The sequence below is a fragment of the Ruegeria sp. AD2(2025) genome (genome assembly GCF_056542385.1).
This window is the reverse complement of sequence record NZ_JBQFZS010000003.1, coordinates 111,711-135,815: the sequence shown is the minus strand read 5'-3', so window position 1 is coordinate 135,815 and position 24,105 is coordinate 111,711. Positions and strand designations below refer to the sequence as shown.

Genomic DNA, 24,105 nt, shown 5'->3' with positions numbered 1-24,105 from the left:
CAGGCGCGCCGCCCTTGCGTGGTATCCATCCGAGATGTCGGGAATGTGTCTGACAGATTAATTTTGCGCCCTACGGGGAACCCCCAATATTCACCGACCCGGGAATGCGGTAGCTTAACCATAACGGACCACTTACACCGATCCGTTGATCCCCTTGAGAGGGGCTGGCCCGACCCCCTCGCCAGCCCCTCAACAAGGCGCAGAGGCAAGCGAGGCATGATTGTCCGCTCCGATTCCTTTCAGAATAATGGTGAGTTGTGCAGGAACTTAACCGCATTGAAATCAAACGGTTTTTTTGCGAATTCCCTAGAATAGCGCATTGATCTCCGTATACGTTTTCGACGCTTGGCAAACGCTTCCCCAGCATAGCGTATGTTAGCTGTCGGTATTGATCTGGGGACGACCCACTCGCTGATCTCGGTGCTGCGTGAGGACGGTAGTGTCGATCTCTTGACTGGTGCAGATCTAAGTGTTTAGACGCCTTCAGTCGTGGGTGTGTCTGATGACCAGACGCTGCTTATCGGCTCATCGGCTCAAGCGCGGCTCGTTAGCCGTCCGGAAAAGGCAATCGCCGCGTTCAAACGTACAATTGGAACTTCAAAGTCATATAGTTTGGGGAAGCAATCGTGCGGCTCAAGTGAACTGTCAGCTTTTGTCCTGCGAAAGCTCAAGGAAGATCTTGAAAGTGGCTACCCTCAAACCTGCAACAGACCCAGAAATACGCAAGGCATGCCAAGCGGCCCACCGCTGATGACGCCAGGGAAATCCTCAATCCAAACGTAACCAAAAAAAAATTTGATGGCCTCGAATTTGGCCTCTTTGTGGAGTTACCACACATCCAAAGGATGTCGCTCAGATCGTAAAGTTTGTTTTTGTGAGAAAGTGGTGAACAGCGCAGGGTTCGAACCTGCGTCCCGCGGATCAAAAATTAGTTCAACGGTTCTCGTGGCTTTCTACACAGCACCATTTTTATGTGTAATCAATTGAATAAAAGTAATTTTATTGAAACTTATTCTCACTATCCTATTACTCTATGTCACAAAGTGCTACGCTCGACGGTTGTAGGGTAATTGCCGTAGCTGTTTTGAGGAACCACAGCGTGTGAAGCTGACTAAACGACAAATCGACAGCGCTAAGTGTGGCGAAGACACAGCCAGTTTTCTGTGAGACGGCAATTTTTCCGGATTGGCGTCGAACTGTTGCCATCAGACGTAAGGCGATACGTGTTCAAGTTTCGCTCATACGGTCGCGGGCGCGGCGCTACAAAACGTTCGGGATGATCGGCACTCAAGGGCAAATCCCATCTGATCAAACAAAAAGGACATGCGCGGCAGTTTTTTGCGACTGTGTAGACGAAGGCGCAATTTGGCAGTACGTGGCCGATCAAGTCAGTTTGCTAACGCTAACTGCGAATGGGATTGGATAATGAGGATCGGAGCAGCCATCTAGGTTCAGGACCCATTGATTTCCGCTTTTCGGCATGATTCATCGTTCGAAAACCGAGTGGTGACATGTCTGACCTTTTCTGGCTGAGCGATGCGCAGATGGCGCGTCTAGAGCCCTATTTCCCCAAGTCCCACGGCAAGCCTCGGTCGATGACCGGCGTGTGTTGAGTGGGATTATCTTCATCAACCGCAATGGTTTACGGTGGCGGGATGCGCCCAAGGAGTACGGGCCGCACAAGACCCTATACAACCGTTGGAAACGATGGAGTGACAAAGGCATCTTTGCCCAGATGATGGTCGGTCTGGCCGCTGAGCATGGCGAAGAGAAGACGATCATGATCGACGCCACCTATCTGAAAGCCCACCGCACAGCGTCCAGTTTGGGCATCAAAAAGGGGGACGCGGTCGCCTGATTGGCAAAACCAAAGGCGGTATGAATACCAAGTTGCACGCCATCTGTGACAGCAAAGGGCGACCTTTGAACCTCTTTGTTACCGCCGGGCATGTGAGTGATTATATCGGGGCAAAGGCCCTTTTGAGCAGTCTGCCCAATGTCGACTGGCTGCTCGGAGATCGAGGTTACGACGCCGATTGGTTCAGAGAAGCCCTGAAAGACAGGGGATACGCGCATGTATCCCTGGTGGGAAGCAACGCAAGGCCACCGTCAAATATGACAAACGCCGCTACAAACGGCGCAATCGGATCGAGATTATGTTCGGCAGGCTCAAGGATTGGCGGCGTGTGGCAACCCGCTATGACAGGTGCCCAAAGGTATTCCTCGCCGCCATCGCTCTCGCCGCCACTGTCATATTCTGGCTATGAAACAACAACGAGTCCTGACCTTAGGGCATTTTGTCAGCTACTACCTTCGCGCCGGTATCGCGCAAGACGTGGCGGCTCCAATTCGAATTCAACCGCCAAGCCGCTCAACAAAAGCGCCTCAAGGCCGAAATTGTCCCGCATTCGAACAAAATGAAGCCATATTTTGGTGGTGAGTTCCACGAAGTTGGACACTTACCGGAGTGATATCATGCAGTCGGGCGAGGTAATTGCCGATAAATTGGCGACCCTTTGGAATTTGACGATTGGTATCCTGTTCGACCCGGGGCATTTCCTGAGCATTCTGCCTCTCTTTGTCGCCTTCGCAATCGCGTTTGCTATTGTCGTGTATCGGCGTTGGCGGAAGACCGGTGTCACAAAAATCCGCTTCCGCCGAACCATGATACTTCTATTCCCACGTCGCATCTTTCTGCACGACTCGGCGAAACTGGACTACTTCGTTTTCGCCATCAATCAAATCGTACTTTTTGCGATTGCCTTCTCGACGTTCCTAAGCCCCGCTGTCGTGTCCAACGCCATCGTAGGAACCGGAGCGGCACTTGGCCTAAAAATAGAAAGCGCCGAAGTTTCCTTGGGACTGCGTGTCCTTTATACGGTCTACATTATTCTCCTGTGGGACTTCGCTTCGACATACACCCACTACCTAAAGCACAAGGTCCCCGTACTGTGGGAACTGCATAAAGTTCACCACTCCGCTGAAGTTATGACACCTGCGACCGCTCTGCGACGCCATCCGGTCGAGGCGCTATTCGGTGCTATGGTAGCGGCGTTTGTGATCGGCGGAGGTATTGGCATTTGGGCTTTGGTTTTGGGGCAAAACGTGATGCCACTATATGTATTTGGCACACTCGTCGGCATCTGGATTTGGCGCTTGTTAGGTTACAATCTGCGCCATAGCCATATCTGGATTTCCTACGGTGATTTCTGGAACCGCATTTTCATCTCGCCTGCGCAGCATCAAGTACATCACAGCAAAGCCAAAGTCCACTACGACAAAAACTTTGGCCACATATTCTCATTCTGGGACATGCTGCTTGGCACACTCTATTGTCCTCGGCACGAAGAGCGCATGGAATTCGGGCTCGAAGATGACGAAATACCCGAGTACCGAACGCTATTTGGACTATACATTACACCCATAGTCAAAATTTGGCGGCACTTCGTGGGCACTCCTGCGCACAGACCGCTACAGTCCGATATCGGCGAGCCTTAGTGCTTTTCTCATCGCTTCCTTTCCTCATCGGATTTTTGCCGATTGCAATTGCCGGTGCAATGCTGACGGCACGCATTTGGGGGGCCCGGGCGGTCGTTGCCTATCTCGCGGTTGGATCCTTTGTGTTCTACGGGTGGTATTACCCACCATACCTTGGCTTGCTGGCTGCAACAATCGGCTTCAATTTTGCGATTGGATCCTTCATCTCGCATACGCGCAGCCGAGCCATGGCGACATTAGGGATAGCTATCAATCTAGCACTGCTGGGATGGTTCAAATACGCTGGATTTCTCGCGGAACTAGTCGTCGCTGTGACGGGCACTGATACCGGAATTACGGCGGTTCTCTTGCCTCTTGGCATCTCCTTTTTTACCTTCCAGCAGATCGCTTATCTAGTTGACATTTATCAGGGAAAGACACGTAGTGGCTCACTGCTAGATTATGTGTTCTTGATCAGCTTTTTCCCGCAGTTGATTGCGGGTCCCATCGTTCACCACAAAGAGTTGATCCCGCAGCTTAGCTATTCCCGTTTTGCTAAATTTGACGCAGAAGATGTGACAGCGGGCGTAATCCTGTTTTCTATGGGCTTGGCCAAGAAAACTCTTCTCGCGGATAATCTGGCTATCCACGTCGACACGCTCTTTCTGGCGCAGTCCATGGGAGTCGCCATAAGCTTGGCGGAAGCTTGGCTCGGCATGCTGTGTTACACCTTCCAGATTTACTTTGACTTTTCGGGTTACTCCGACATGGCCCTAGGGCTTAGTTTGATCTTCGGCCTCAAGCTGCCAGTGAACTTCTGGTCTCCGTACAAATCACGTAGTATCGTGGAGTTCTGGAAGCGCTGGAACATCACCCTTTCCTCATTCCTTCGCGATTATCTTTACTTTCCGCTGGGAGGGAACCGCGTGGGCCCGGCACGGCGATATGCCAACCTTTGGATTGTCATGTTGTTGGGTGGGTTATGGCATGGCGCGGGATGGCAATTTGTATTCTGGGGGGCGTTGCATGGGCTTTATCTGACCGTCGCCCACCTCTTCGCGCGGCACGGCACCCTGCGTCTACCCGCTTTGCCAAGCACCATTCTGACATTCCTATGCGTGATTTTTGCTTGGGTGTTTTTCCGCGCTCAGAGTTTTGATCAGGCGGGGTCGATCGTGCGGGCCATGCTCGGCATTACAACTCCTGCTGCGTGGGATTTGCAGATATTCGCATCCGCGGATGCGGCTGTGGTACTCGTCGCGCTCAGCGGCTTGCTGGTTTGGTTCATGCCGAATGCAATGGAAATCACCAAGCGCCTGCAAACGGCAACTTCCGGCGCTCCGTCATCCATAAATTTTGCGCGTATCGCTGGCTTACTTGCCGCGGTTTCTCTCTTCAAAACCTATCTGAGTGGCAGCAATGCGTTCATCTACTTCCAGTTCTGAAGCAGGACGCTCTCGCAACGCGGCACCCGCCTTAGTTGCGTTTTTCGCCAGTTGCGCAACTGCACTTGTAGGTCTGGTGGGATTGACGGAATGGTTGATCCGAACAGAAGTAATACCTCATGACACCCGCGCGGCACATATCCAGCTTTTGAGGAATGCGAACGCCCCAGATGCGGCATTTGGTGACAGTCATGTAGCACGGGGGTTCCACGCGACAGATGGATTTGTAAATCTTGCCTTTCCTTCAGAAAATATCGAGGACATGTCAGCCAAGGTCAAATCCTACTTCGACGCGCATACTCCAGAACGCGTTATCCTACAAGCAGACCCACATTTGCTTGCCCCTTACCGCGTCTATGCGGGTCGCAACCTTCAGAGCGATCAAGCCAACTTCTATCTTCTATTAGAGCGCCACCGGGTCCGCGCGCTTGCGTATTGGGCAGCCTTCTTGCGAGGAGGCGGGCGTCTCACCTCAAAAGTCACAATTACGGCCTCTGGTTCGTTGTTATCGGAAGGTGATCTTTCGGCTGTTCCAGAACGTAAGCGCATGTTCGATGCTCAACTTAGACGCGTGCGTCATCGTGTGGTCGAATCCGCCGCAGTGGAAAGGACACTCGTGGAGTATGGGGCGTTACTGGATTGGCTTGCTGCGCAAGGCGCGAAACTATGTCTGGTCAGCTATCCTGTTTCGAACGACTATTCAGATGCAATGGGCGCCACAGGTCACGAGACCGAGGTCGAATTCTTCGCAGCGCAAGCAGCGCGGGTTGGCGCACGTTTCGTGGACGCCCGACGGGCCATAACAGAACGCCGGTTGTTTAGAGATGTCGACCATCTCAATTCCTTGGGTGCTTTGGCGTTTTCACCGCGCCTTCTAAACGCGTGTTTCGGAGTGGGTGCTGTCGGACAAACTCCAGTTCACCTCCCGTCACCTGCGGGCTCAGGTCAGAGAGTCAAAAACTGAAGTCAACAACGAGTTCTGCACCACGAGCGCGAAACTTAAGAATGGCGGATCAGGTCTCTCTGCTGACCTCGATCGCTTGAAAGTTCAGATTTTCTGCGTCACTCGCCACGCTACACATCGTCTGTGTAGCGAAAATATCCAAAAAAATATCAATACATAGTAGATCTACTAAAAGGGGAAATCTATACGTTCAATGAAAAGGTTTTCTGCAAGTCCATAGGCAGATTGGGCTTGCTTACCCCTGCTGTAGCGCGGTGAGTCAAGACAGCGTCACCCTGATGGGCCAAGTCTTGAGCAATCATAGTTGGGGCACATCGACCGCCTTATGCTGATGTCTGCCTTGCTGGCGATGTGGGTCAAAGTCCCAGACTTTACTCAAAACTCTCATCCGTCAGGGCAAAAGGTCCTATCAGCAATAAGGCCAGCATAAGAGATCCTGTATGAAATTATCATCTATCACCATGACCAGATTATTCAGCTCGGAGAATTCGGATCCCTCTAGAATGTTAACGTCATAGCTGACCCAGTCACCATCCGCTTTGGGCTGTTTAATTTCGGCGATCAGGACAATCTGCTTTCCGTCAATACTACCTGTAATCGCTGCATTAGGTGGATCCGACTCAAAGCTGTCCTGTCCCTTGCTCCACGCGTCTAACAAGTCAGCGCGGCTGATCTGCCCCGCATTACGGTAGGGCCGATCCGCAAAAATGGGAACATCGGAATTTACTCCGTGCAAAGTCATGGTGCCGTCCGTTAGCGTGGCGCGATCAGCGGTTTCAATGAACAGATAACTCTCGGCTTCTGATGCATTGTTGGTGGCTTGTGCGGCTGCAGTGACTGCGTGAGCACTCAATATTGCTGCTGCTCCGAAAAGCTTGGCCGAAACACTCATAATTACCTCCAGAGTTGGAATCGTTGTTATGCATGAAGTTGTATCTAGATGCCGACCCGCGCAGATGCTGCCAGATACCTGAAGTGGAAACATCGCGCTGTTTAGCTTTCTTCTCGCCCCAACTTCCCTGGCAAGTATGTAACTCAAAAAAAATACGCTGTTTCCTTTTGGGATCCTTTAAGCTGGGAAACAAAACGACACGGATTGCTTACCGGTTAACAATCTAAGACGCGTGGCTCACGTGCCTGACGTCTCAAGTTTGGTGGCTTGGAATTCCACAGACCGATCTGGTGGTAGCAATGCACCGCACTCACGTGGCGCGGCGAATTTGCCAGAGCCAACCCACATGTTTGCGCACCAATGCGGACGATTACGATGGCAGTTATCGCTGGTCCGCCAAGCTTTGCTTTGCGGCAGACTACCGACGCGAAGAGGAAGTAAATTGACGCTGTTTGGCGGACTGTATCAGATATTCCCTAAGCGACTGGAACACCGCGTAGAGGACCGGGATCATCAAAAGACCCAAGGTGCTATCGACAATCATGCCAAAGAGGACAGGGTAGCCGATAGATACACGCGCCGCAGCTCCAGCGCCGCTGGACAATACAAGGGGCAATACACCGATTATGAAACACAGACCCGTCATGGTGACCGGGCGAAACCGGATTTCTGCCGCTTTCAGCGCGGCTTCGCGGATGCTTGCTCCGGACAACCTTTCCTGATTTGCGAATTCGACGACCATGATGGCTTTCTTGGCGGCCAGTCCGATTAGCAACACCATTCCAATCTGTGCAAAGATATTGCTGGTGAGAAATGGAAAATAGGCAATGGGTAGAAGCGCGCCCAACAATGCAAAGACAGTCGAAGTAACAATCGAAAGTGGCAGAATCCAGCTTTCATATAAAACGGCCAGAAACAGGTAAGCCAAGACCAAAGCCGACAGCATAATCAAGGGCACCATTCCCTGAGAATTGACCTCTTGGTGGGTCACGCCCGACCATTCGATCCGAAAGCCGTCCGGCAGCGTTTTGTCAGCGATCTCATGCATGACCTTGATGCCCACGCCCGAGCTGACGCCGTCTGCCAACTGCGCGCTGACAGAGGCTGCTGTGAACAGGTTGTATCGCGGGATCGCATCTGGTGCGAGAACCGGTTCGCTGCTCACGAAATTTCGTAAGGGCAGAGACTCACCAGCGCTGTTTTTGACGTAGATATTGTCAACATCATCCAGCGTTTGCCGAAATTGCGCATCAGCGGAGATGATGACCCAATAGACCCGCTCAGACAGGATGAAATTGTCGACGAAATAGGTACTGAGATTGGCTTGCAATGCGGTGAAGATGTCCGAGACACTTACGCCCAGCGTTTCGGCGCGATCCCGGTCGACAGACAATCGGTATTGCGGGGTCTGACCGGAAAAGCTGCCATGTGCGCGAACGAATTCTGGCGCGGCGTTCAGGGCTGTGACGAAGGCATTCATGACGGAATCAAGCTGCGCGCCATCGCCCTTTTCAAGATCCAGAAGCTCGACCGAGATACCACCTGTCGAACCAAGCCCGTGGATGGTTGGGAAGGGAAACACGTAGCTTTCGGCCTCGGGTAGCGTGGCCAATTGTTGGTCCAGATCCTGCATGATCGCATCCCAATGCAAATCCGGACTGGTGCGTTCGCCCCACGGCTTGAGCGTGATGATCGCCATTCCGGTATTGGAGCGGACACCCGCCAGCATGCTGGCGCCGGACACCGTTGTCACGGTGTCCACGCCGGGCGCTTTTTCGATCACCTCGCCAGCTTTGGCCATAAAGGCCTGGGTCCGTTGAAGGGAAGCCCCATCTGGCAACGCCATGGCGGCCAGCAAAACGCCGTTGTCCTCTTGCGGGATCAATCCGGTTGGAACGGTTTTGAAGAGGTAAATGGTAGCCCCGACACAAGCAGCAAAGACAAGCAGCGAGACCGCGATGTAACGTAACATCAGCGAGACAAGCCGCATGTATTGCCGCCTGACCCAAAACACTGCCGCAGGCACAAACTGCAAGGGGCCAATTGGTTTCACTCCTGCTTTTAGCACCATGGCACAAAGCACTGGGGCCAGGGTCAGTGCGTTCACGGCAGATAGCACAAAGGCGAAGATGATCGTCGCGGCGAACTGATAATAGATCGTTCCCGTCACTCCGGGAAAGAAACACACTGGAACAAATACGGCCGCCAGCACAAAAGTGGTTGCGATGATCGGGCGATTGACCTGTGACATCGCCTTGAGCGTGGCGTCGCGCGGCTCAAGCCCCTCATCGGTCATGATCCGTTCGGCGTTTTCAATGATGATAATGGCGTCATCAACCACCAAAGTGATGGCTAGAACCAAAGCAAACAGCGTGATCATGTTCGCGCTGAACCCAATCGCGTAGATCAGCGCAACGGCGCCCAACAGAGAGACAGGAATCGCAATTGCGGGAACGATGGTTGATCGGAAACTGGCCAGAAAGAAAAAAGTGACTGCGATCACCAATCCTGCTGTCAGCGCCAGAGTTTTCAGAATGTCTTCGATCGAAACACGGACGGCATCTGTCACATCATACGTGATCTCATATGAGACACCTTCGGGAAACTTCTTCGAAAGCTCACCCATCAAGTTGTGGATACTGTCCGAAATCTCAAGCGCGTTGGCCGTGCTTTCCTGATGCACCGCAATCGCTGCCGTATCCTTGCCGTTCAGTTGCGAAGACCCGGCATAGGTGGCTGAACCAAGCTCGATCCGCGCCACATCCTCCAGCCGGGTGACTGATCCGTTATCACCTGTTGCAATGACGATCCGACCAAACTCTTCTGCGTCCCGCAGCAAACCTTCGGCCCTAAGCTTGAACTGAAAGTCTGTGCGGGCATCGCCAAATGGCGGGGCTCCAACCTGTCCGGCGGCTGCTACAACATTTTGGCTTTCAATCGCATCAGCAATCTCTGACGCGGTGATATTCAGCGCAGCCATGCGAACCGGGTTGATCCAGACCCGCATGCTGTATTCAAGCTGGCCGAATTGCGAGACCCCACCCACCCCTTGTAGACGCTGCAAGGGATCGTGCAAGAAATCAGCCGCGTAGTTGCTGAGATACAGCTCATCCCGTGACCCGTCTGGAGAGGTCAGGTTGATCACCAGGATCATGTTTCCGGATTGTTTGGTAACCTCGATCCCCTGCTGTTGCACAATCGACGGCAGTTCAGCGCTTGCTAAAGCGATACGATTTTGCACCTCGACTGCCGCAACATTGGGGTCCGTCCCCAAGTCGAAAGAAACACTCAGGTCATAGCTGCCATCATTCGCGCTTTTGGACTGCATGTACAACATGCCGTCGATCCCGTTCACGCGTTCCTCAATGGGCGTGGCCACGGATTCCTGAATGACCTGCGCATCCGCCCCCGGGTATGTCGCTGTTACATATATCTGCGGAGGTGTAATGTTCGGATATTCCGAGATAGGCATGAGCCGGACACAGACTGCCCCAAAAAGAACCATCAAAATCGCGATGACGGCAGCGAAATGCGGGCGATTGATGAAGTAGTGAGAGATCAAACCAAGACCTAACTCTGACTATCGACCGGGCGCACGACCAATCCGTCGTGAATTTTCTGTAGCCCCTGCACGACGACCCGATCACCGTTTTCAAGGCCAGAATTCACTTGAGTTCTGGTTGCGGTCTGAGTTCCGATTTCAATATCTGTCCGGTGAACGGTGTTTTTGTCATCCACGGAGAATACAAAATATCCTTGCTTGTCGAACTGAACCGCATTGCGCGGGACGGTCAGAACTTTGGTGTCGTCCGAGCCACTGAGCGTGACGATGACAAACTGACCGGGAATGAGTAGCCCTTCGGGATTGGGGAATGTGGCCCTTAGCTCGATTGTATCGGTATCCTGGCTGACGCTGTCGCCCACATAGGTCACCTTGCCTTCGGTATCGTAAGTCTGACTGTCGGCGAGTGTGATCTGCGCCGCCAGTTTGATGCCCTGAGGCGAAATAGATCCATTGCGACGTTCACGCAGCAGTACGGGCTCGCTGACAAAAAAGCTCACCAGCATGGGGTCAACGCTTGTGACCGTCGCCAGAACACCACTATCGGAATCCACGATGTTGCCCGCATCGACTGCTGACAACCCGATGCGCCCGTCCAGATGGCTGACGATCTCAGTATAGTCCAGATCGATCTGCGCGATTTTAAGTTTGGCCTGCGCCTCATCCACCGAGGCCTGGGCCTCGTCAAACGTCGCCTTGGCTGTGTCCAGAACCGATTGGGGGACGTCACCTTTGTCGAATAATGTCTGTTGCCGGTCGAGTTCCGTTTTGGCGCTGAGCGCAGAAGCCTGAGCGCTTTTCAAAGCAGCCTGAGCGGCATCAACACTTGCCGTATATTTCCTTTTCTCGATGCGGAACAGCACGTCGCCCTTTTTTACAAACCCACCTTCGGTGAAGTTGACCTCTTGCAGGACACCGTCCACCCTAGCTTGAAGGTCGACGCTTTGATCAGCGACGACACGACCCACAAATTCATCGTGCTTCTGCAAATCCTGTAGTGTTGCGGGCTCCACGACTACACTGGGTGCCGGTGGGCCAGACTGGGCAGTTGCGGAACCCACCAAACCGATGGCGAACAAAGTGCAGAGTAGCTGGTTTGTTATCATCATCCGATGCTCGCCTATTCGCAATTGTACGGCTGCAAGATTACTATTTATGGCCCTGCATATCGGCACGACGCAAATTTAATCTGTACGATTGATCTAATTGAGAGGATTTTACTGCATGTGTCACTTATGGCAGGTCACCGTCCGGCCCGGTATAGCGAGGGTGCCAAGACAAGCTGTCGATGAACATTACTACGTCGTCCAAAGACTGAATGGCTGCGCCCCGGACCAAATTGTAACTGTAGGTGATTTTTGGGCCGTCGACGTCCGGAGACGAGATTTCGACGATTAGAACATGAGATTTTCCATCAATCTCACTCGACAAGACTGCATTTGGCGGGTCAACGGAAAAGCTGTTTTCGCCGAGGTTCCAGATATCAAAAAAGTGCTCTCGCGCGATGACACCAGCACTGCGGTAGGGGCGGTCTGAGAAAACCGAAATCTCGTTGTCAACGCCATAAAGAACGAGTCTCCCGTCTTGAAGCTCAGCCTTCGCGGCAGTCTCAACGAACCAATATGTCTTGCTGTTTGTCTCTTCGGCGAGCGCAAGCGGCGCAGTCAATGCGCATATTCCAGCCAATGCGATTAGCATTCTTTTCATTGTCCTGCTCCTTGGCTCAACGTGACAGCGTGGCGTAGGCGGTGCCAGACATCACGAGGCCCAGCTGGCAAGTAAGACGTCCAATTGGAGAGGTATGCTGTTTTACTCTCGAAACTTCTGCAGTTGGGATCGCAGCCTTCGGGCCAACAGCGGGTTTGACCGGCGTTGGCCAGATTGATTGATTTTCTCAATCTGATTGTGTGCCCAACACCCCGGAATCTGCATCCAACTTAATTGTATTGCCACCCCCGGTGAGAGCGTCTGCCGCAAGATCCCACCCGCCTTCGATATCTGCCCACGGGCTCTCATCAATCACGAGATAGCTTTGCTCAAGGACAGGTACCGCGGAGCCTTGCAGGATTGTGTAAGAAAACGTCAGTGCGCCATCGGATTGCCGGGGGTTCGATAGTTCGACGACCAGCGCAACCGGTTTGCCGTCTGCCTGGCCCATCAGCGCCGCGTTTGGTGGGTCATCTGCAAAACTGTCCTGTCCTTCACTCCAGACTTTAAGAAGTTCTGAACTTGGTACGACGCCAGCGGCGCGATGCGGTCGATCTGCAAAAATGATCATGTTCGCATCCGGGCTTTCAAGTGTCAGTGTCCCGTTGTCCAGCGTTGCCACGCTGGCGTGCTGAACAAACAGAAAGCTGGCTTGGTCTTTCGTTTGTTCAGCAGATGCAGAAGCCGCAATGACCCCCGCTGCCAGAGTGGTGGCAATGCCTGTGCTCATGATGCCTGCCTTATACATGCCTGTTACCCTTTTCGACGCGCAAAGTGCTTCAAACGCTAAGTGAGGTGTCTTCGGCACCCTCTGCGAAGGGTGCCGCGAAAGGTAAGCGCGCTCAAGTACCTCAGTTCGACGAAACCCCCTGCGACAGAATACCCATACCCACATCGCCGTTCAGCTGTGCCGATTGTCCCGCGTCCCCGGTGGAAACGGCCGCCAGATCGGCCATCGTTTTGTAAAACTCCGCGAACGGGTTGTCGTCGATGACCAAATAGCTCTGTTCTATGGATTGGACCTCGGCCCCTTCCAAGACTGTGTAACCGAAGACCAGGTTTCCATCTTCCCGCTTTGGGTTGGTCAGTTCAACGATTATCGAAACAGGTTGGCCTGCGGATTGCCCGACAAGCGCTGCATTTGGTGGATCCTCGGCAAAGCTGTTTTGCCCTTTACCCCAGATCTTGATCAATTCCGAGCTTGGTACCGCAACTGCAAGGCGGTGCGGTCGATCCGCAAAAACGATCATATTTGCGTCTGCGTCATGAAGCGTCAACGTGCCGTTATCAAGAGTTGCAGAGGGCGCATGTTGAACAAAAAAGAAGGTTTCCTGATCAGGTTTTTCCTCTGCAGCCGCAATCGCAGGTACCAGTCCGACAACAAATGCAGCAAGCGAACTCCGGAGCGCCTTCAGTGCCTGTTTCATAGGGTTTCCATCCAATTCATGTTTTTTTGTTGGTTTGTTTGCAGTCCGCTTGACCTTCGCCAGAGGTTGCTCAGCCAAACACAATTCCTGACGTCGCACCAAGCTTTGCATCTCCGAGAAGAGAGGAACCATTTCCCCTTGGCGACCCTTCAAGCTTGCAAACAACACAACGCCGATTGGTTATGCGCTATCAGCATGAACCTTTTGACTCACGTGCATGAGGTCTCAAGTTTGCTGGCTGAGAGTGCCACTGACCGGACCGAGGATCGCTGTCGTCTGCTGCGGCAATGTCCCGAGGCGACCAAGCTACCTTCGCCACAACGCTCTTGGATGTGGTCGCAAACACGGCACCTTGCCCATATCGTCAGTCTTAAGAACGGACAGAACGTCAGCGGGTGCAAATTGCAGGACGACTTAGTGCAGATGACGCGCGCTGGACGTTTAGTTCGGAAGCTCCAGCGTACTACATCGCATGTTTGTTGGGTGTGTGTGCTATGTCGAAGGTCCCACTTGTTTTGGCCAACGCACCAAGGTTCTCAAAGAAGCCTTTGTTTGGTTTGATTGAGCTTCCACTGCTCAGTGTTCGATGCAGGTGGGGCGAATGGTGATAAGCATCCACTTCGTGCGGTTCGTTGTATTCGGAGCCCAGGATATCGCCCGGTTTACAGTTATACCGGCGCCGGAAACTTCGAACAAAGCTTGACGTGTCGAGAAAGCCCAAACGAGTTGCGACAGATGTGACCGCCCCTCGTGTTGGCTGACTGCTGGCAAGCGTGTCACGTGCGTATTCCAGGCGGAGGTTAGCCAAATAGGCCTGCAATCCGCCTTCAGCGCGAAACAGGCGATATAGCGTCGACCGCGACATACCGACGGCGACGCACATCTCATCAACGTTCAAAGGCAGCGAGAGCGGCCGCGAGAAGATGTATTGTTCTGCGCGAATACGCTTGGCTCTTTCGGTATGCAGGTCTTCAGAATTGAGTTCTTCGCGATCTGTAATCGCGGCGACGAGCAGAGACGCGAACAGGTTGATCGCTGAAGTATCGCCGGTTTCCGGTTTGTGCGATATTTCGTTCGCCAGATGCAGGAAATTGGCGATCATCAACCGTCCGACTGATGTGCTATTATCAAAATGCGTCATCGGCCGCAGAGGATGGCGCGAGACTTGAAGGGCCGATTTCCTGAGGGCAAGATACGTGACCTTAGAGCGGTCGCAGTAGCAATATCGGGTCGCAGACAAGTCCATTACAGTGAGAGAGCCAGGTACCACCCGGGTGGTTTCTCCATTCACTCTGGCAACCGTGTGCCCTTCGTTCTGGTAACGGACCACAATACAATCGAAATCGTGATTGTTGCCTACGAGTTCCGCCGGAGACATGGCCAATTGGCAGAACACGGCATCCTCCAACTGACGAGACGACACGCTGAGTTCCAGATTCCGACGAGAAACCAGGGGCCTACCCAGGCGCCAAAAGTCCGCCATGAAATCGTCCCATGCATCGCGCCGTGCTTTTTCTGGGAGCATCGAGATATTCAGGTCTGGTTCGAGGCCATTCATCGTCGATCTCGTTTCGGTTTATTTTCAGCTAACAATCTTCTCCGCACTATAGTTCATATAGGTTGAGTCGATCAAAGTTAACTCACTCAATATTCTACTATCGTATCTACGCCCAAACTTCCATCTTACAAGCTGTGTGGCGAGTAAGTGCTAAAAGCTCGCGGTGTCCGCCCGGTTCCCAAGCTTCCACGATACTATTTCCATTGACAGAAGATCCCTATTTTAAGCTCTTACCAAACCAAGCAAAGTTGTTGTTGCAGCGAATTTCCGGTTTCACAGGCCGCGCGGCAGCATCAGGCTGCTATGAAATCGGTGGTTTCGATCTAAATCCGTTAGTTCTGCCAAACCAAGTTCTCGCTTCCGCAAAGAAGGGCAGAAATACGGGCAGCAATCGTAGTGTATTTGGTTGGTGATGAATTTCTCTTATGGGCGGTCCGCTCGACTTTGCAGCTTCCTCTTGCTTCGCATTATTGGCATTTTCAGATCGGAATGCCGCGCGGCAGCAATTCGGAGCTTTGTCCAGCTCACCCGCCAATTGCCACCAAGTTCTGAATGTCTGGAAAAAGCGGTTCGCGGCCCGCAACAAGAGCGAAAGTCCAAAGCTCGGTCGACGGCAGCTCAGGGCTCTTATGTCCACTTGAGATGACGAGAGCGCGGCGCTGACGCACAAACTTAATGGCAATGCTGCAATGCTATGCGAAATTGCTGATCGGCCACGCTCTGGGCTTTAGAATGCCGCTCAGCACTTACTCCCTGCTAACAATGGCTTAGCATCTTTACTGCCGTGTATTTGTGCAAACGGTTTTGAGGCTGCGCGGGGCGTCAAAACAACAGTTCTTGAAACTCCAGCCATGCTTGCCCGTCGTTGTATGACTTCGAGTATTCGACCCGGCTGTTGTGGTTGGTCGTCCAAGTAGCCCGACCAATGCAAGTGACTTCTCGGGATGACTGAGATTCCGTCGATATGTTCACGAGGTCGCGCATGGCAACGCCATTATTTTGCGCGGCCTGATCTTTTGACAATGCTATGATATCGTCTTGGATGCTCTCGCAGTCCAGATTGCCGACCTCAATATCCATTTGCCTCAAGAGATTGGTCACCATTTCCACTGGATTTGGCGGTTCACCTTGAGACAGCCAGTTCAGCCCATAGGTTAAAACAAAGCTAGTCGCCACGAAACCGACCACCACTTTCACAAACCCAAAGGCGCTGCTTGAGGTGGGTTCGTGATCATCCTCAAACTGCAACGGGGCTCCACAATGAGGGCAAGATGCAGCGCGGTCTGAAATTTCAGCTTCGCATTCGTAACAGGTTGTTAAGGCCATTTTTCACTACTCGTTTTGTATGTCGGAAATGTTTGTTGGTTCGAGCCAAAGGTCTCTGCGGCAATCTTGGGACGCACTGTGAGCGGAGCGCTGCGCTTGAATGTGGATCTACCTCGACCACCATGCAGGCGCGTGCTCGACCTTCTCACTCGTCGGTCAATGGCTACTTGGCGGACAAAATCATCGCCATGCCGATCAGTGGGACAAGCATGAATTGGATTGAGCAGATTATGCGAAACCATCCGCTGATCTTGTAACCATTGGTCTGCAGGCGCATTCCACTGCGGAACATCCATTGGCCAAGATAGAAACAGACCGACATTGCGATCGCACCGATCAAGAATTTCATTCTAACCTCTAGTTTTAGTTGTCTAAGACATGGCGTGGCCGGGAGCGTCGCCGCCAACATCGGTCGCGTTTTGTCACTCAGGTCTATGAATCGCTTTCGTGCCCGGATTCCGAACCAATACGTGACGGCTTGTCCTGCGAACCTCATTGCAGCATGAATGCGCAGGAGTGCGATATGTCGGGGTAGAGCGAGCTTGACCCACTTTTTTGCCCAGTCTGCAATCCAAAGTTGACCATTTGATCCATACACGGAACAAGCTGCTCCGCTATTAGCCTAAGCTGGCCAGATTGCAGCATCGATGTCAGCTGGGCATCTGAATGGACGAGTGCGGAATAGTAATTTCCTGCCGTCGACAGCTTGGTCTTGTATGTTGCGCTTTGCCAATCGGAAAACCGTGCTTCGAAAGGAAGCGGGTTCAGAACCCAGCTTGTGAAATCATCACAGTCGGCACACTCATTGGCTTCCCCAAAGATTAACCCTTGCGCCGACCCAGCAATGAGGAAGTCGAGAAAGTGCCGTGCATCAGCTTCTGTTTCTATCGATAGCCCGGTGCCAATTTCGTTCAGCATAAAGAACGCGGCCAATAGTGCTTGCTCGGTTCCAGCACCCCAAAGACCGTCAATTTGCTGTAGGTACAAATTTTCCTGTTGAAGCTCGGCTTGCGCCTGTTGGCGTGAAGTATCATCGAGCCCACGGAATGCAGTTTCAAGGTTGTGACGCTCGGTCGCTGTCTGAGCACAAGCAATGCCGCCAGAAGCAAACAAAAAGAACGTAAGTATTATTCTCAACAAGTTAGCCAGCCTTATTCCAAAATGGGATTATTCTAACTTGGGATTATCAAGTTGCCAACGACTGATCAATACGGCACCTGACATTGAAATCCCTCAGAACCAAAGAGCATCAAATTTTGATAGCTGGCCTTAGAGAAGCCAGGCTCCAAGCAGGAATGACTCAAGCTGCACTTGCTGAACGTTTAGGCACGGTTCAGTCGTTCGTCGCCAAGACCGAAACGGGTGAAAGACGGATGGATGTGGTTGAATTTGCGAGGTGGGCAGACGCAACTACCGGCATTGAGGCATTCTGCAAAATTCTCGCAGCGATGGTAGAATCATAGTGTGCTTCTCGGGCAAACTCTCTGTCGACATAGGAACGAAAAATAGCACTTTTTCTGAAACTGGCGTCCAAGTCCAAAGACTAAAGAAGTCTGCGCGGCAAAGAAGCGGACGATCGCAATGAAGGGCGTAAATGTCCAAGTTAGCGGACCAAGCCGGCCTTAGAACAACGAGACCTTACGTCTGCTTTCCTAAGTACTTGCCCACGTAAGCCGATATTCTGGAGGCTGTTCTCTGCCATAGTGTGAACCATAGAGCAGGCCTACCTGCATTCACCAGGAACAAAACATTCAAGCAAGTCGGCCACCTGAACTAAATAAATTTGTTCACCGGGCGGACAAACTGAAGTCGTTACTTCGTATGTTTTTTCACCGTTAGCCGAAATCGCTTAGAGTGTCATTTCGTCCCGTCCCGCAAAGGTCCCCAGTGTGCATAGTCTGATTTTTTTGTCTGCTAATCATGGTGGCCGTCCGACACTGTGAGCCGAACGGCCACGCTGAGTGTCATATGAACAGAAACTGATCTTCGGTCAGAGACGCCAGGGCAATGTCCTCCAACTCGACGGAGCCGTTGGCCCACTCAACACGTGTCCCGGAGCCGGTATCAATAAAGCTTAGGTCTGAATAGGCCACATCCGCCATTTCGAGCGTATCCGTATTCAGCTCGAAATCCGTGATGACATCTGCACCCTCGGAAACCAACGTGTTGAAGACAAATACATCTGCCCCGGAACTACCCGTCAGCGTATCGTCACCCTCCAATCCGGTGATGCGGTCGTTGCCAGCGCCACCGTCAATCACATTGCCAGCAGTGGACCCGGTAAGTGTGTTGTTGCCCGAACCACCAATAATGTTCTCAAAGTTAAGGACCTGCTCGGAAAAGCCACTCTCGAAGATCGCGTTCGACGCCGTGAGGCTGAGACTAAAATTGTTACTGGAGTAGGAGAAGTCGATAGTATCGACCCCCTCTCCCCCATCGAAGAAATCGGCCCCACCGTTACCAAAAATCAGATCGTCACCCGCTCCACCATAGTGATTGTCATCACCGACTCCGCCATCGAGTGTGTCGTTTCCTTCGCCGCCATAGAGAGTGTCGTTTCCAGCGGCTCCATCAATCACATTGGCCACGTCTGAGCCGGTCAGGATATTGTTGCCAGAGCCGCCGATAATATTCTCGAAATTGAGGACCTGCTCGGTAAAGCCGCTTGAAAAAACTGCGGTTGACGCAACGAGATTGAGGTTGAAGTTGTTACCCGAATAGGAGAAGTCGATGGTGTCGATACCTTCTCCACCGTCGAAGAAGTCGGCTCCCACATTCCCCTGCACAAAGTCATTGCCGACACCACCGTAGTGGGAATCGTCACCGGCACCACCGTCCAGAATGTCATCCCCGGCGTCGCCGTAAAGCGTATCAGCACCCCCTTTGCTGCGCAGCGTATCGTTGCCATCGCCGCCATAGAGAGTGTTGTTACCATACGCGTCAGTCAGGATATCGTCCCCAGCACCGCCGCGAAGGACATCGTTTCCACCAACCCCGTCGAGATGATTGTTTCCATCATCGCCGATAAGGATGTCTTCTCCGCTGGACCCGTAGACATTTTCGATACTGAGGAGGCGTTCCAACCCGTTTTGGTAATCCAGCCATTGGACGACACCTGCATTGAGATCGACGCGAGCTCCGGGGCCGTTTATGGACTCAAAGTCATCCTGCAAGTCGACAGTGTCTACGCCAACTCCACCATCGTAGGTATCCTGGCCGAACCCGCCTCTGAAATAGTCGTCGCCATCGCCACCTACGAGAATGTCGTTTCCATTCCCACCGTACAGGTCGTCGTTTCCTGTGCCTCCACACAGTTCATCATGCCCGTTGCCGCCAAACAGATCGTCAACGCCTTGGCCGCCAAGCAAGTAATCGTCGCCTTCGTTGCCGGTGAGCCTGTCGTTTCCACCCCCACCGATGAGAACATCAGCGCCAGACGTGCCCGTGAAGTTATCGTTCCCCGCCGTCGGCAGATAGGGATTTGAGGCAGCGTGTTTCCAGGCTTCGAGGGAGATGTCTTCCAGTACGATAGCATCATCGCCCCCAAACATGACAAAGGTATCGCCATTGATCTCTTCGATGGTCACCCCCGCCGGAGGGTTGTTGGGATCGACATAAAGCTCATCGACTACGATCAAGGATTTCGCGATATTGAAGTTCGCGATTGCGGTCCTTGCCGCCTTGTCCTGATCGGTAGTGGTCACAAACACATTGCGTTCAAGGTGCAGTGCATCCGGGTTACTTGCGATACCATCAACGACCAGGGTTACGGAGCCAGTTTTTTCGACACCGGTGGAGTCGGTCGCGGTATATGTCACGGTCTCGGTTGCAGTCTGACCAGGCTCCAGCCATGCATAGGCACCACCCTGATCGAATTCCAGAGTGCCATCCGCCAACAGTGTCAGAGTTGCTCCGGAGTTCAGCCGGAGCACCTGATCGACCGCCATTGTGGTGCCGTTGACTGTTACAACCGATATGGAGCCGCCGCCCGCTTCGATATCATTGTCGGTCAGGTCAATGACCGAAGAGCCGCCTTCATCAGCCCGGAAATAATCGTCGATCACCTCGAATTCGGTGAGAAGCGGGCCCGCAATGCCAGCGTAGCTCAGGGTCACGTCATTGAATTCAATGAACTCAACATCATCGAATATGATGAACGTTCCCTCATCCATCGGGAAAACATAGTCAGGGTGGGACGTGTCAATCGTGACGCGAATACCGCCATCAACGACATCGTAGGTGGCGGTTGTACTCACGCCATTGATCCTGGCGGTGTCGATGCCGCTTCCGCCGAACAGGCGGTTATCACCTTCACCGCCGATCAGAATGTCGTTGCCGCCGCCACCATAAATCGTATCGTCACCATCTCCCCCGTTCAGGACATTGGCAACGTCGTTTCCATAGATCGTGTCGTTGCCATCAGACGCCTCGACGTTCTCTATGGAGACAAGTCTGATGGTATCACCGGTCTCGGCCCACACCGCCTGCCCGGCAGTTAGATCGATCTCGGCATCCAACGGTGACAGCGTTTGAAATGTATCAACCCCATCCCCGCCATCGTAGATGCCGTTGCCGACAGCATAGGTTGTGACCCAACCTTGCCCGGAAACATATTCAAATGAAGCATGGCCGCGATTGATCAGAAGATCGTCCCCATCGCCGCCATAGACTTGATCGTATCCGGTCCAGGTTTCGATGGTGTCGTCGCCGGCACCGCCATCAAGAATGTTGTTGCCAAAACTGGATGTCAGCTGATCATTGCCGCCTCCGCCGTACAACTCGTTGTCACCCGAACTCCCCAGAAGCTCATCATTTCCCAGACCGCCGCGAAGGACATTGTTCCCATCATCCCCGGAAAGGACATCATCAAAGTCGGAGCCGGTCAGGTTCTCAATGGACACAAATACATCACCCGCGTCCTCACCTGATAGGCTGGTGGAGCCTTCAGACACATCCACCCGAACACCTGATGTCGCATTTGCGTAGGACGCAGTGTCAATCCCGGAACCACCATCCAAGTGATCTGCACCCAATCCTCCGATAAGGATGTCATTGGCTCCGCCACCGAACAAATTGTCATCCAGATCGCCGCCGATCAGAAGTTCGGTCTCGATTGAGCCATAGAGATCGTTGCTGACATCCACAGCGCCTGTGATAGTTTCTGCAACCACAGAGCGTTCAGCTTCCAGTGCCCCCAAAGCCGCAAAAGCTGTGCTGCTCAAGGCGCTGCTCTTGAGGGTCAGGTTCCCATTGCTGGGGTCAGAAACTGCGGTCGTCCAGTCAAGTAGTCCATTATCAAATTCCAGTTCAAAGGGGATGGAAAGAGATGGGGCGAGCGAAGTCGCATGTCCATCGCCATCTTTTGTGTGAAACCCGATAACGTTTTCGATGGTCAGGCTGGCATTGGCACCCGCGATAATCTCAATTGTTCCAACGGTTGCATAGTGGTGCAAGGTCACGGGTTCCGGATCGTAGAACCAACCGAAGATTGGATCAAAATCAACCACCTCGGTGGCAAGTGGAACCTCCGTGAAGTTGTATTTGACGATAACATCGGTCGTGTTGAAGCCTTCGAACCGGACTGAGTCAACAAAGCGCCCGTCTCCCTGGATCAGGTCGTGACCAAAATCGGCGCCATCATCGCCCAGGACAATCGTTAAATTATCGGATGCAGCATTGCTGATCCCGGCGAGCTCGGTCGCTGTATAGAGGTCATTGCCCTTGCCACCGTAGTAGGTGTCGGTGCCACCGGAATATACCAGGATATCCGAACCATCTCCCGCGCGGATCTCGTCATTGCCTTCGCCATCGTAAGCAAGCGTCCGGCCCACATATTGGTCGAGAGACTCTCCCTCCCGGATGCCATCATCCACGCCACGGTCATAAATGAAATCAGCGCCAGCTCCGCCAGTGATGATGTCGTTCCCAAGTCCGCCATGGATTTCGTCGTGACCTTCACCGCCATCTATCGTGTCGCCCTCATCGCCACCACGCAGGTTGTTGCGGCCGCTTCCACCGGTGATCGTGTCCGCATGCTCAGAACCGGTCACGTTATCAAAATTGGCCAGTGTTAGGGTTGCGCCGTGAGACGAAATTGAACCGGCAGAACCATCCGGCTCTTCAAGCGTAATCTCGAAGCCTTCGTCGAGTTTTGAGCCGTCTAGAAGATGGCCTTCTTCGAGTGCGTCGTCCGCCTTAAAGGTATAGTTGCCCTCAATCTGCAAATCATAAAACGCTGGGTCGAATTCAATGACATTGGCTTGGTTGTTTAATATGATTGTTTCGAAGTTCGTGAAACGATCTTCCCATAGTGAGGGATCATTTACATCTGTGGCACTGAAGACCGCAGCAGTGTCACCAAACGCTTCTTCGTGAACACTAATACGAACCCCAGATGTCAGGTTTGCATACGATAGAGTATCGTTGTCTTCAGTACCGTTGGAGTTTTCGCCGCCGCTTAAAACGTCGCTGCCCAATGATCCGAAAACAGTGTCATTTCCGCCCTCGGTCGTGATATCATTATCTTCTAAATTTCCATGAACTTCATCAGACTGTTCAGAACCAATAACGTTTTCAAACCCTGTTATGGCGATGCTGTCTTCTTCAATTTGTATGGAACCCTGATTGTCGCCTAAAACAACGACAGTCTCGCTGTCCGAGACACTTAGAATCAAAGTGTCTCCGTTTTCCTCAAGATCGTCGACCAGCGTATCATTTTCATTGTATGCATCCGCAGTAAGTTCAACGGTTTCCGTCGCCACAGCAGAAAGTGATCCAATAATCTCAAAAATATCATCTCGCGCTGAGCCGACAATTACTTCAACGGAGGTTAGTGTGTCAGAGCCCCCGTAACCGTCAAAAACAGTATCGACACCAAATCTTAATTCAGCGTAGATGCCCACATTCGATATGGGGCCTGCGTCTTGATCATTGTGGTAGTATAGAGCAGCGTCTTCACCTGATCCGCCGTGAATATAATCGTCACCGCTCCCACCTCGAATAAAGTCGTTGCCGCCATAGGCGTAAATGAAATCGTTTCCTTGACCAGTCGCAATTAGATTGTCAAGGTTGGCGGGGTCCATTATCAGGTCTCGAATTTTCTCTTCATTTCGAGAGGTGTTTATATCAGGTCCCGGAAGTTGCGTTCCACTATCACTCACGGTTCCTTCCGACGCGGTTAAGAAAAGATCAATATCATTGCCGTTTGTGAGATTTTCTCCCAACGTAAGATAATCCAAACTGTTTCCAATTAGGTCAGCACCAGCGTAAGAAAGTCGTTCGTCCTGTGCCAAATCCTGGAGAATGCTATTCGTCTTATCGACCGTATCGCCTCGATAGTTTGGATCAATTACGGCTCCGGTCAAATCTTGCCGAGGATCCAGGAGACCCAGAACAGCGTGAACGACTTCATGCATCACAAGTCGCTCAAGTCCGCCATCAACGACACTCCCCTGGTCGTTGACATAGTAGATCGTCAAATCCGGATCTATCGAAACAACGTGGCTAGAAGGAAAGGCTTCGGCGCTCTGTGATTTATACTCAAAATGCAGTACCTTGCCGTTTGCGCGAACACTATCGAAAATGTTAGAAGCTTCAACGGACCCCACATCAACAGGATCATCTTTATATAGAAGATGCAGAGCCGAAATTATCTTTTGTTTCTGTTCGTCGCTAAATGCTTGATCAAACGTAATTATCTCATCATCGAGAAGCTGCTGCATGCTCATTTGAAGTTCCTTAGTACATA

15 protein-coding genes and 2 pseudogenes are annotated in these 24,105 nt (G+C 52.4%); 5 read left to right on the top strand and 12 right to left on the bottom strand.

Translation table 11 applies throughout. The features are described from left to right. Nucleotides 1-1,511: 1,511 nt before the first annotated feature. The 4 genes and pseudogenes from ACR1XV_RS08090 (at nt 1,512) to ACR1XV_RS08075 (ending at nt 5,886) form a co-directional block, all read left to right on the top strand. Nucleotides 1,512-2,267: pseudogene (locus ACR1XV_RS08090) on the top strand (IS5 family transposase). Between the two features lie 208 nt (nt 2,268-2,475). After that, nucleotides 2,476-3,498 (top strand): sterol desaturase family protein, encoded by a 1,023-nt coding sequence (locus ACR1XV_RS08085; protein WP_480530085.1) that lies wholly within the window; start codon nt 2,476-2,478, stop codon nt 3,496-3,498. Then, a complete protein-coding gene (locus tag ACR1XV_RS08080; protein WP_480530083.1) occupies nt 3,498-4,922 on the top strand; it encodes an MBOAT family O-acyltransferase in 1,425 nt (474 codons plus the stop codon). The genes ACR1XV_RS08085 and ACR1XV_RS08080 overlap by 1 nt, the downstream gene beginning before the upstream one ends. Beyond that, nucleotides 4,897-5,886, top strand: coding sequence for a hypothetical protein (locus ACR1XV_RS08075; RefSeq protein ID WP_480530081.1), 990 nt, complete (start codon nt 4,897-4,899; stop codon nt 5,884-5,886). The genes ACR1XV_RS08080 and ACR1XV_RS08075 overlap by 26 nt, the downstream gene beginning before the upstream one ends. A 409-nt stretch (nt 5,887-6,295) precedes the next feature. On the opposite strand, the gene ACR1XV_RS08070 is transcribed toward ACR1XV_RS08075, so the two are convergent. The 10 genes from ACR1XV_RS08070 to ACR1XV_RS08025 form a co-directional block, all read right to left on the bottom strand. Further along, entirely contained in the window at nt 6,296-6,778 is a 483-nt protein-coding gene (locus ACR1XV_RS08070) for a hypothetical protein (protein ID WP_480530079.1), read from the bottom strand. A 418-nt stretch (nt 6,779-7,196) separates the two neighbouring features. Next, a complete protein-coding gene (locus tag ACR1XV_RS08065; protein ID WP_480530077.1) occupies nt 7,197-10,340 on the bottom strand; it encodes an efflux RND transporter permease subunit in 3,144 nt (1,047 codons plus the stop codon). A gap of 8 nt (nt 10,341-10,348) precedes the next feature. Further along, nucleotides 10,349-11,419 carry an efflux RND transporter periplasmic adaptor subunit gene (locus ACR1XV_RS08060; protein ID WP_480530075.1) on the bottom strand — a complete coding sequence of 357 codons (1,071 nt, stop codon included), beginning with the start codon at nt 11,417-11,419 and terminating at the stop codon, nt 10,349-10,351. Between the two features lie 154 nt (nt 11,420-11,573). After that, complete coding sequence (locus ACR1XV_RS08055) at nt 11,574-12,047, bottom strand: hypothetical protein (protein WP_480530073.1); 474 nt, start codon at nt 12,045-12,047, stop codon at nt 11,574-11,576. A 187-nt stretch (nt 12,048-12,234) separates the two neighbouring features. After that, nucleotides 12,235-12,795 (bottom strand): hypothetical protein, encoded by a 561-nt coding sequence (locus ACR1XV_RS08050; RefSeq protein ID WP_480530071.1) that lies wholly within the window; start codon nt 12,793-12,795, stop codon nt 12,235-12,237. A 103-nt stretch (nt 12,796-12,898) separates the two neighbouring features. Beyond that, nucleotides 12,899-13,606, bottom strand: a complete 708-nt coding sequence (locus tag ACR1XV_RS08045; protein ID WP_480530069.1) for a hypothetical protein — start codon at nt 13,604-13,606, stop codon at nt 12,899-12,901. A gap of 331 nt (nt 13,607-13,937) precedes the next feature. Continuing rightward, nucleotides 13,938-15,032, bottom strand: a complete 1,095-nt coding sequence (locus ACR1XV_RS08040; RefSeq protein ID WP_480530067.1) for a helix-turn-helix transcriptional regulator — start codon at nt 15,030-15,032, stop codon at nt 13,938-13,940. An 822-nt stretch (nt 15,033-15,854) separates the two neighbouring features. Continuing rightward, on the bottom strand, nt 15,855-16,358 hold the full coding sequence (locus ACR1XV_RS08035; protein ID WP_480530065.1) for a hypothetical protein: 504 nt from the start codon (nt 16,356-16,358) through the stop codon (nt 15,855-15,857). A gap of 163 nt (nt 16,359-16,521) precedes the next feature. Then, a complete protein-coding gene (locus tag ACR1XV_RS08030) occupies nt 16,522-16,707 on the bottom strand; it encodes a hypothetical protein (protein WP_480530063.1) in 186 nt (61 codons plus the stop codon). Between the two features lie 143 nt (nt 16,708-16,850). Next, nucleotides 16,851-17,498 carry a hypothetical protein gene (locus ACR1XV_RS08025; protein ID WP_480530061.1) on the bottom strand — a complete coding sequence of 216 codons (648 nt, stop codon included), beginning with the start codon at nt 17,496-17,498 and terminating at the stop codon, nt 16,851-16,853. A gap of 83 nt (nt 17,499-17,581) precedes the next feature. On the opposite strand from ACR1XV_RS08025, the gene ACR1XV_RS08020 reads away from it, so the two are divergent. Beyond that, nucleotides 17,582-17,821, top strand: a complete 240-nt coding sequence (locus ACR1XV_RS08020) for a helix-turn-helix domain-containing protein (protein ID WP_480530059.1) — start codon at nt 17,582-17,584, stop codon at nt 17,819-17,821. Between the two features lie 372 nt (nt 17,822-18,193). Here ACR1XV_RS08020 and ACR1XV_RS08015 read toward each other — a convergent pair. After that, nucleotides 18,194-18,292: pseudogene (locus ACR1XV_RS08015) on the bottom strand (hypothetical protein); the annotation flags it as partial. Nucleotides 18,293-18,322: 30 nt separating this feature from the next. Next, a complete protein-coding gene (locus ACR1XV_RS08010) occupies nt 18,323-24,085 on the bottom strand; it encodes an Ig-like domain-containing protein (RefSeq protein ID WP_480530057.1) in 5,763 nt (1,920 codons plus the stop codon). Nucleotides 24,086-24,105 lie beyond the last annotated feature (20 nt).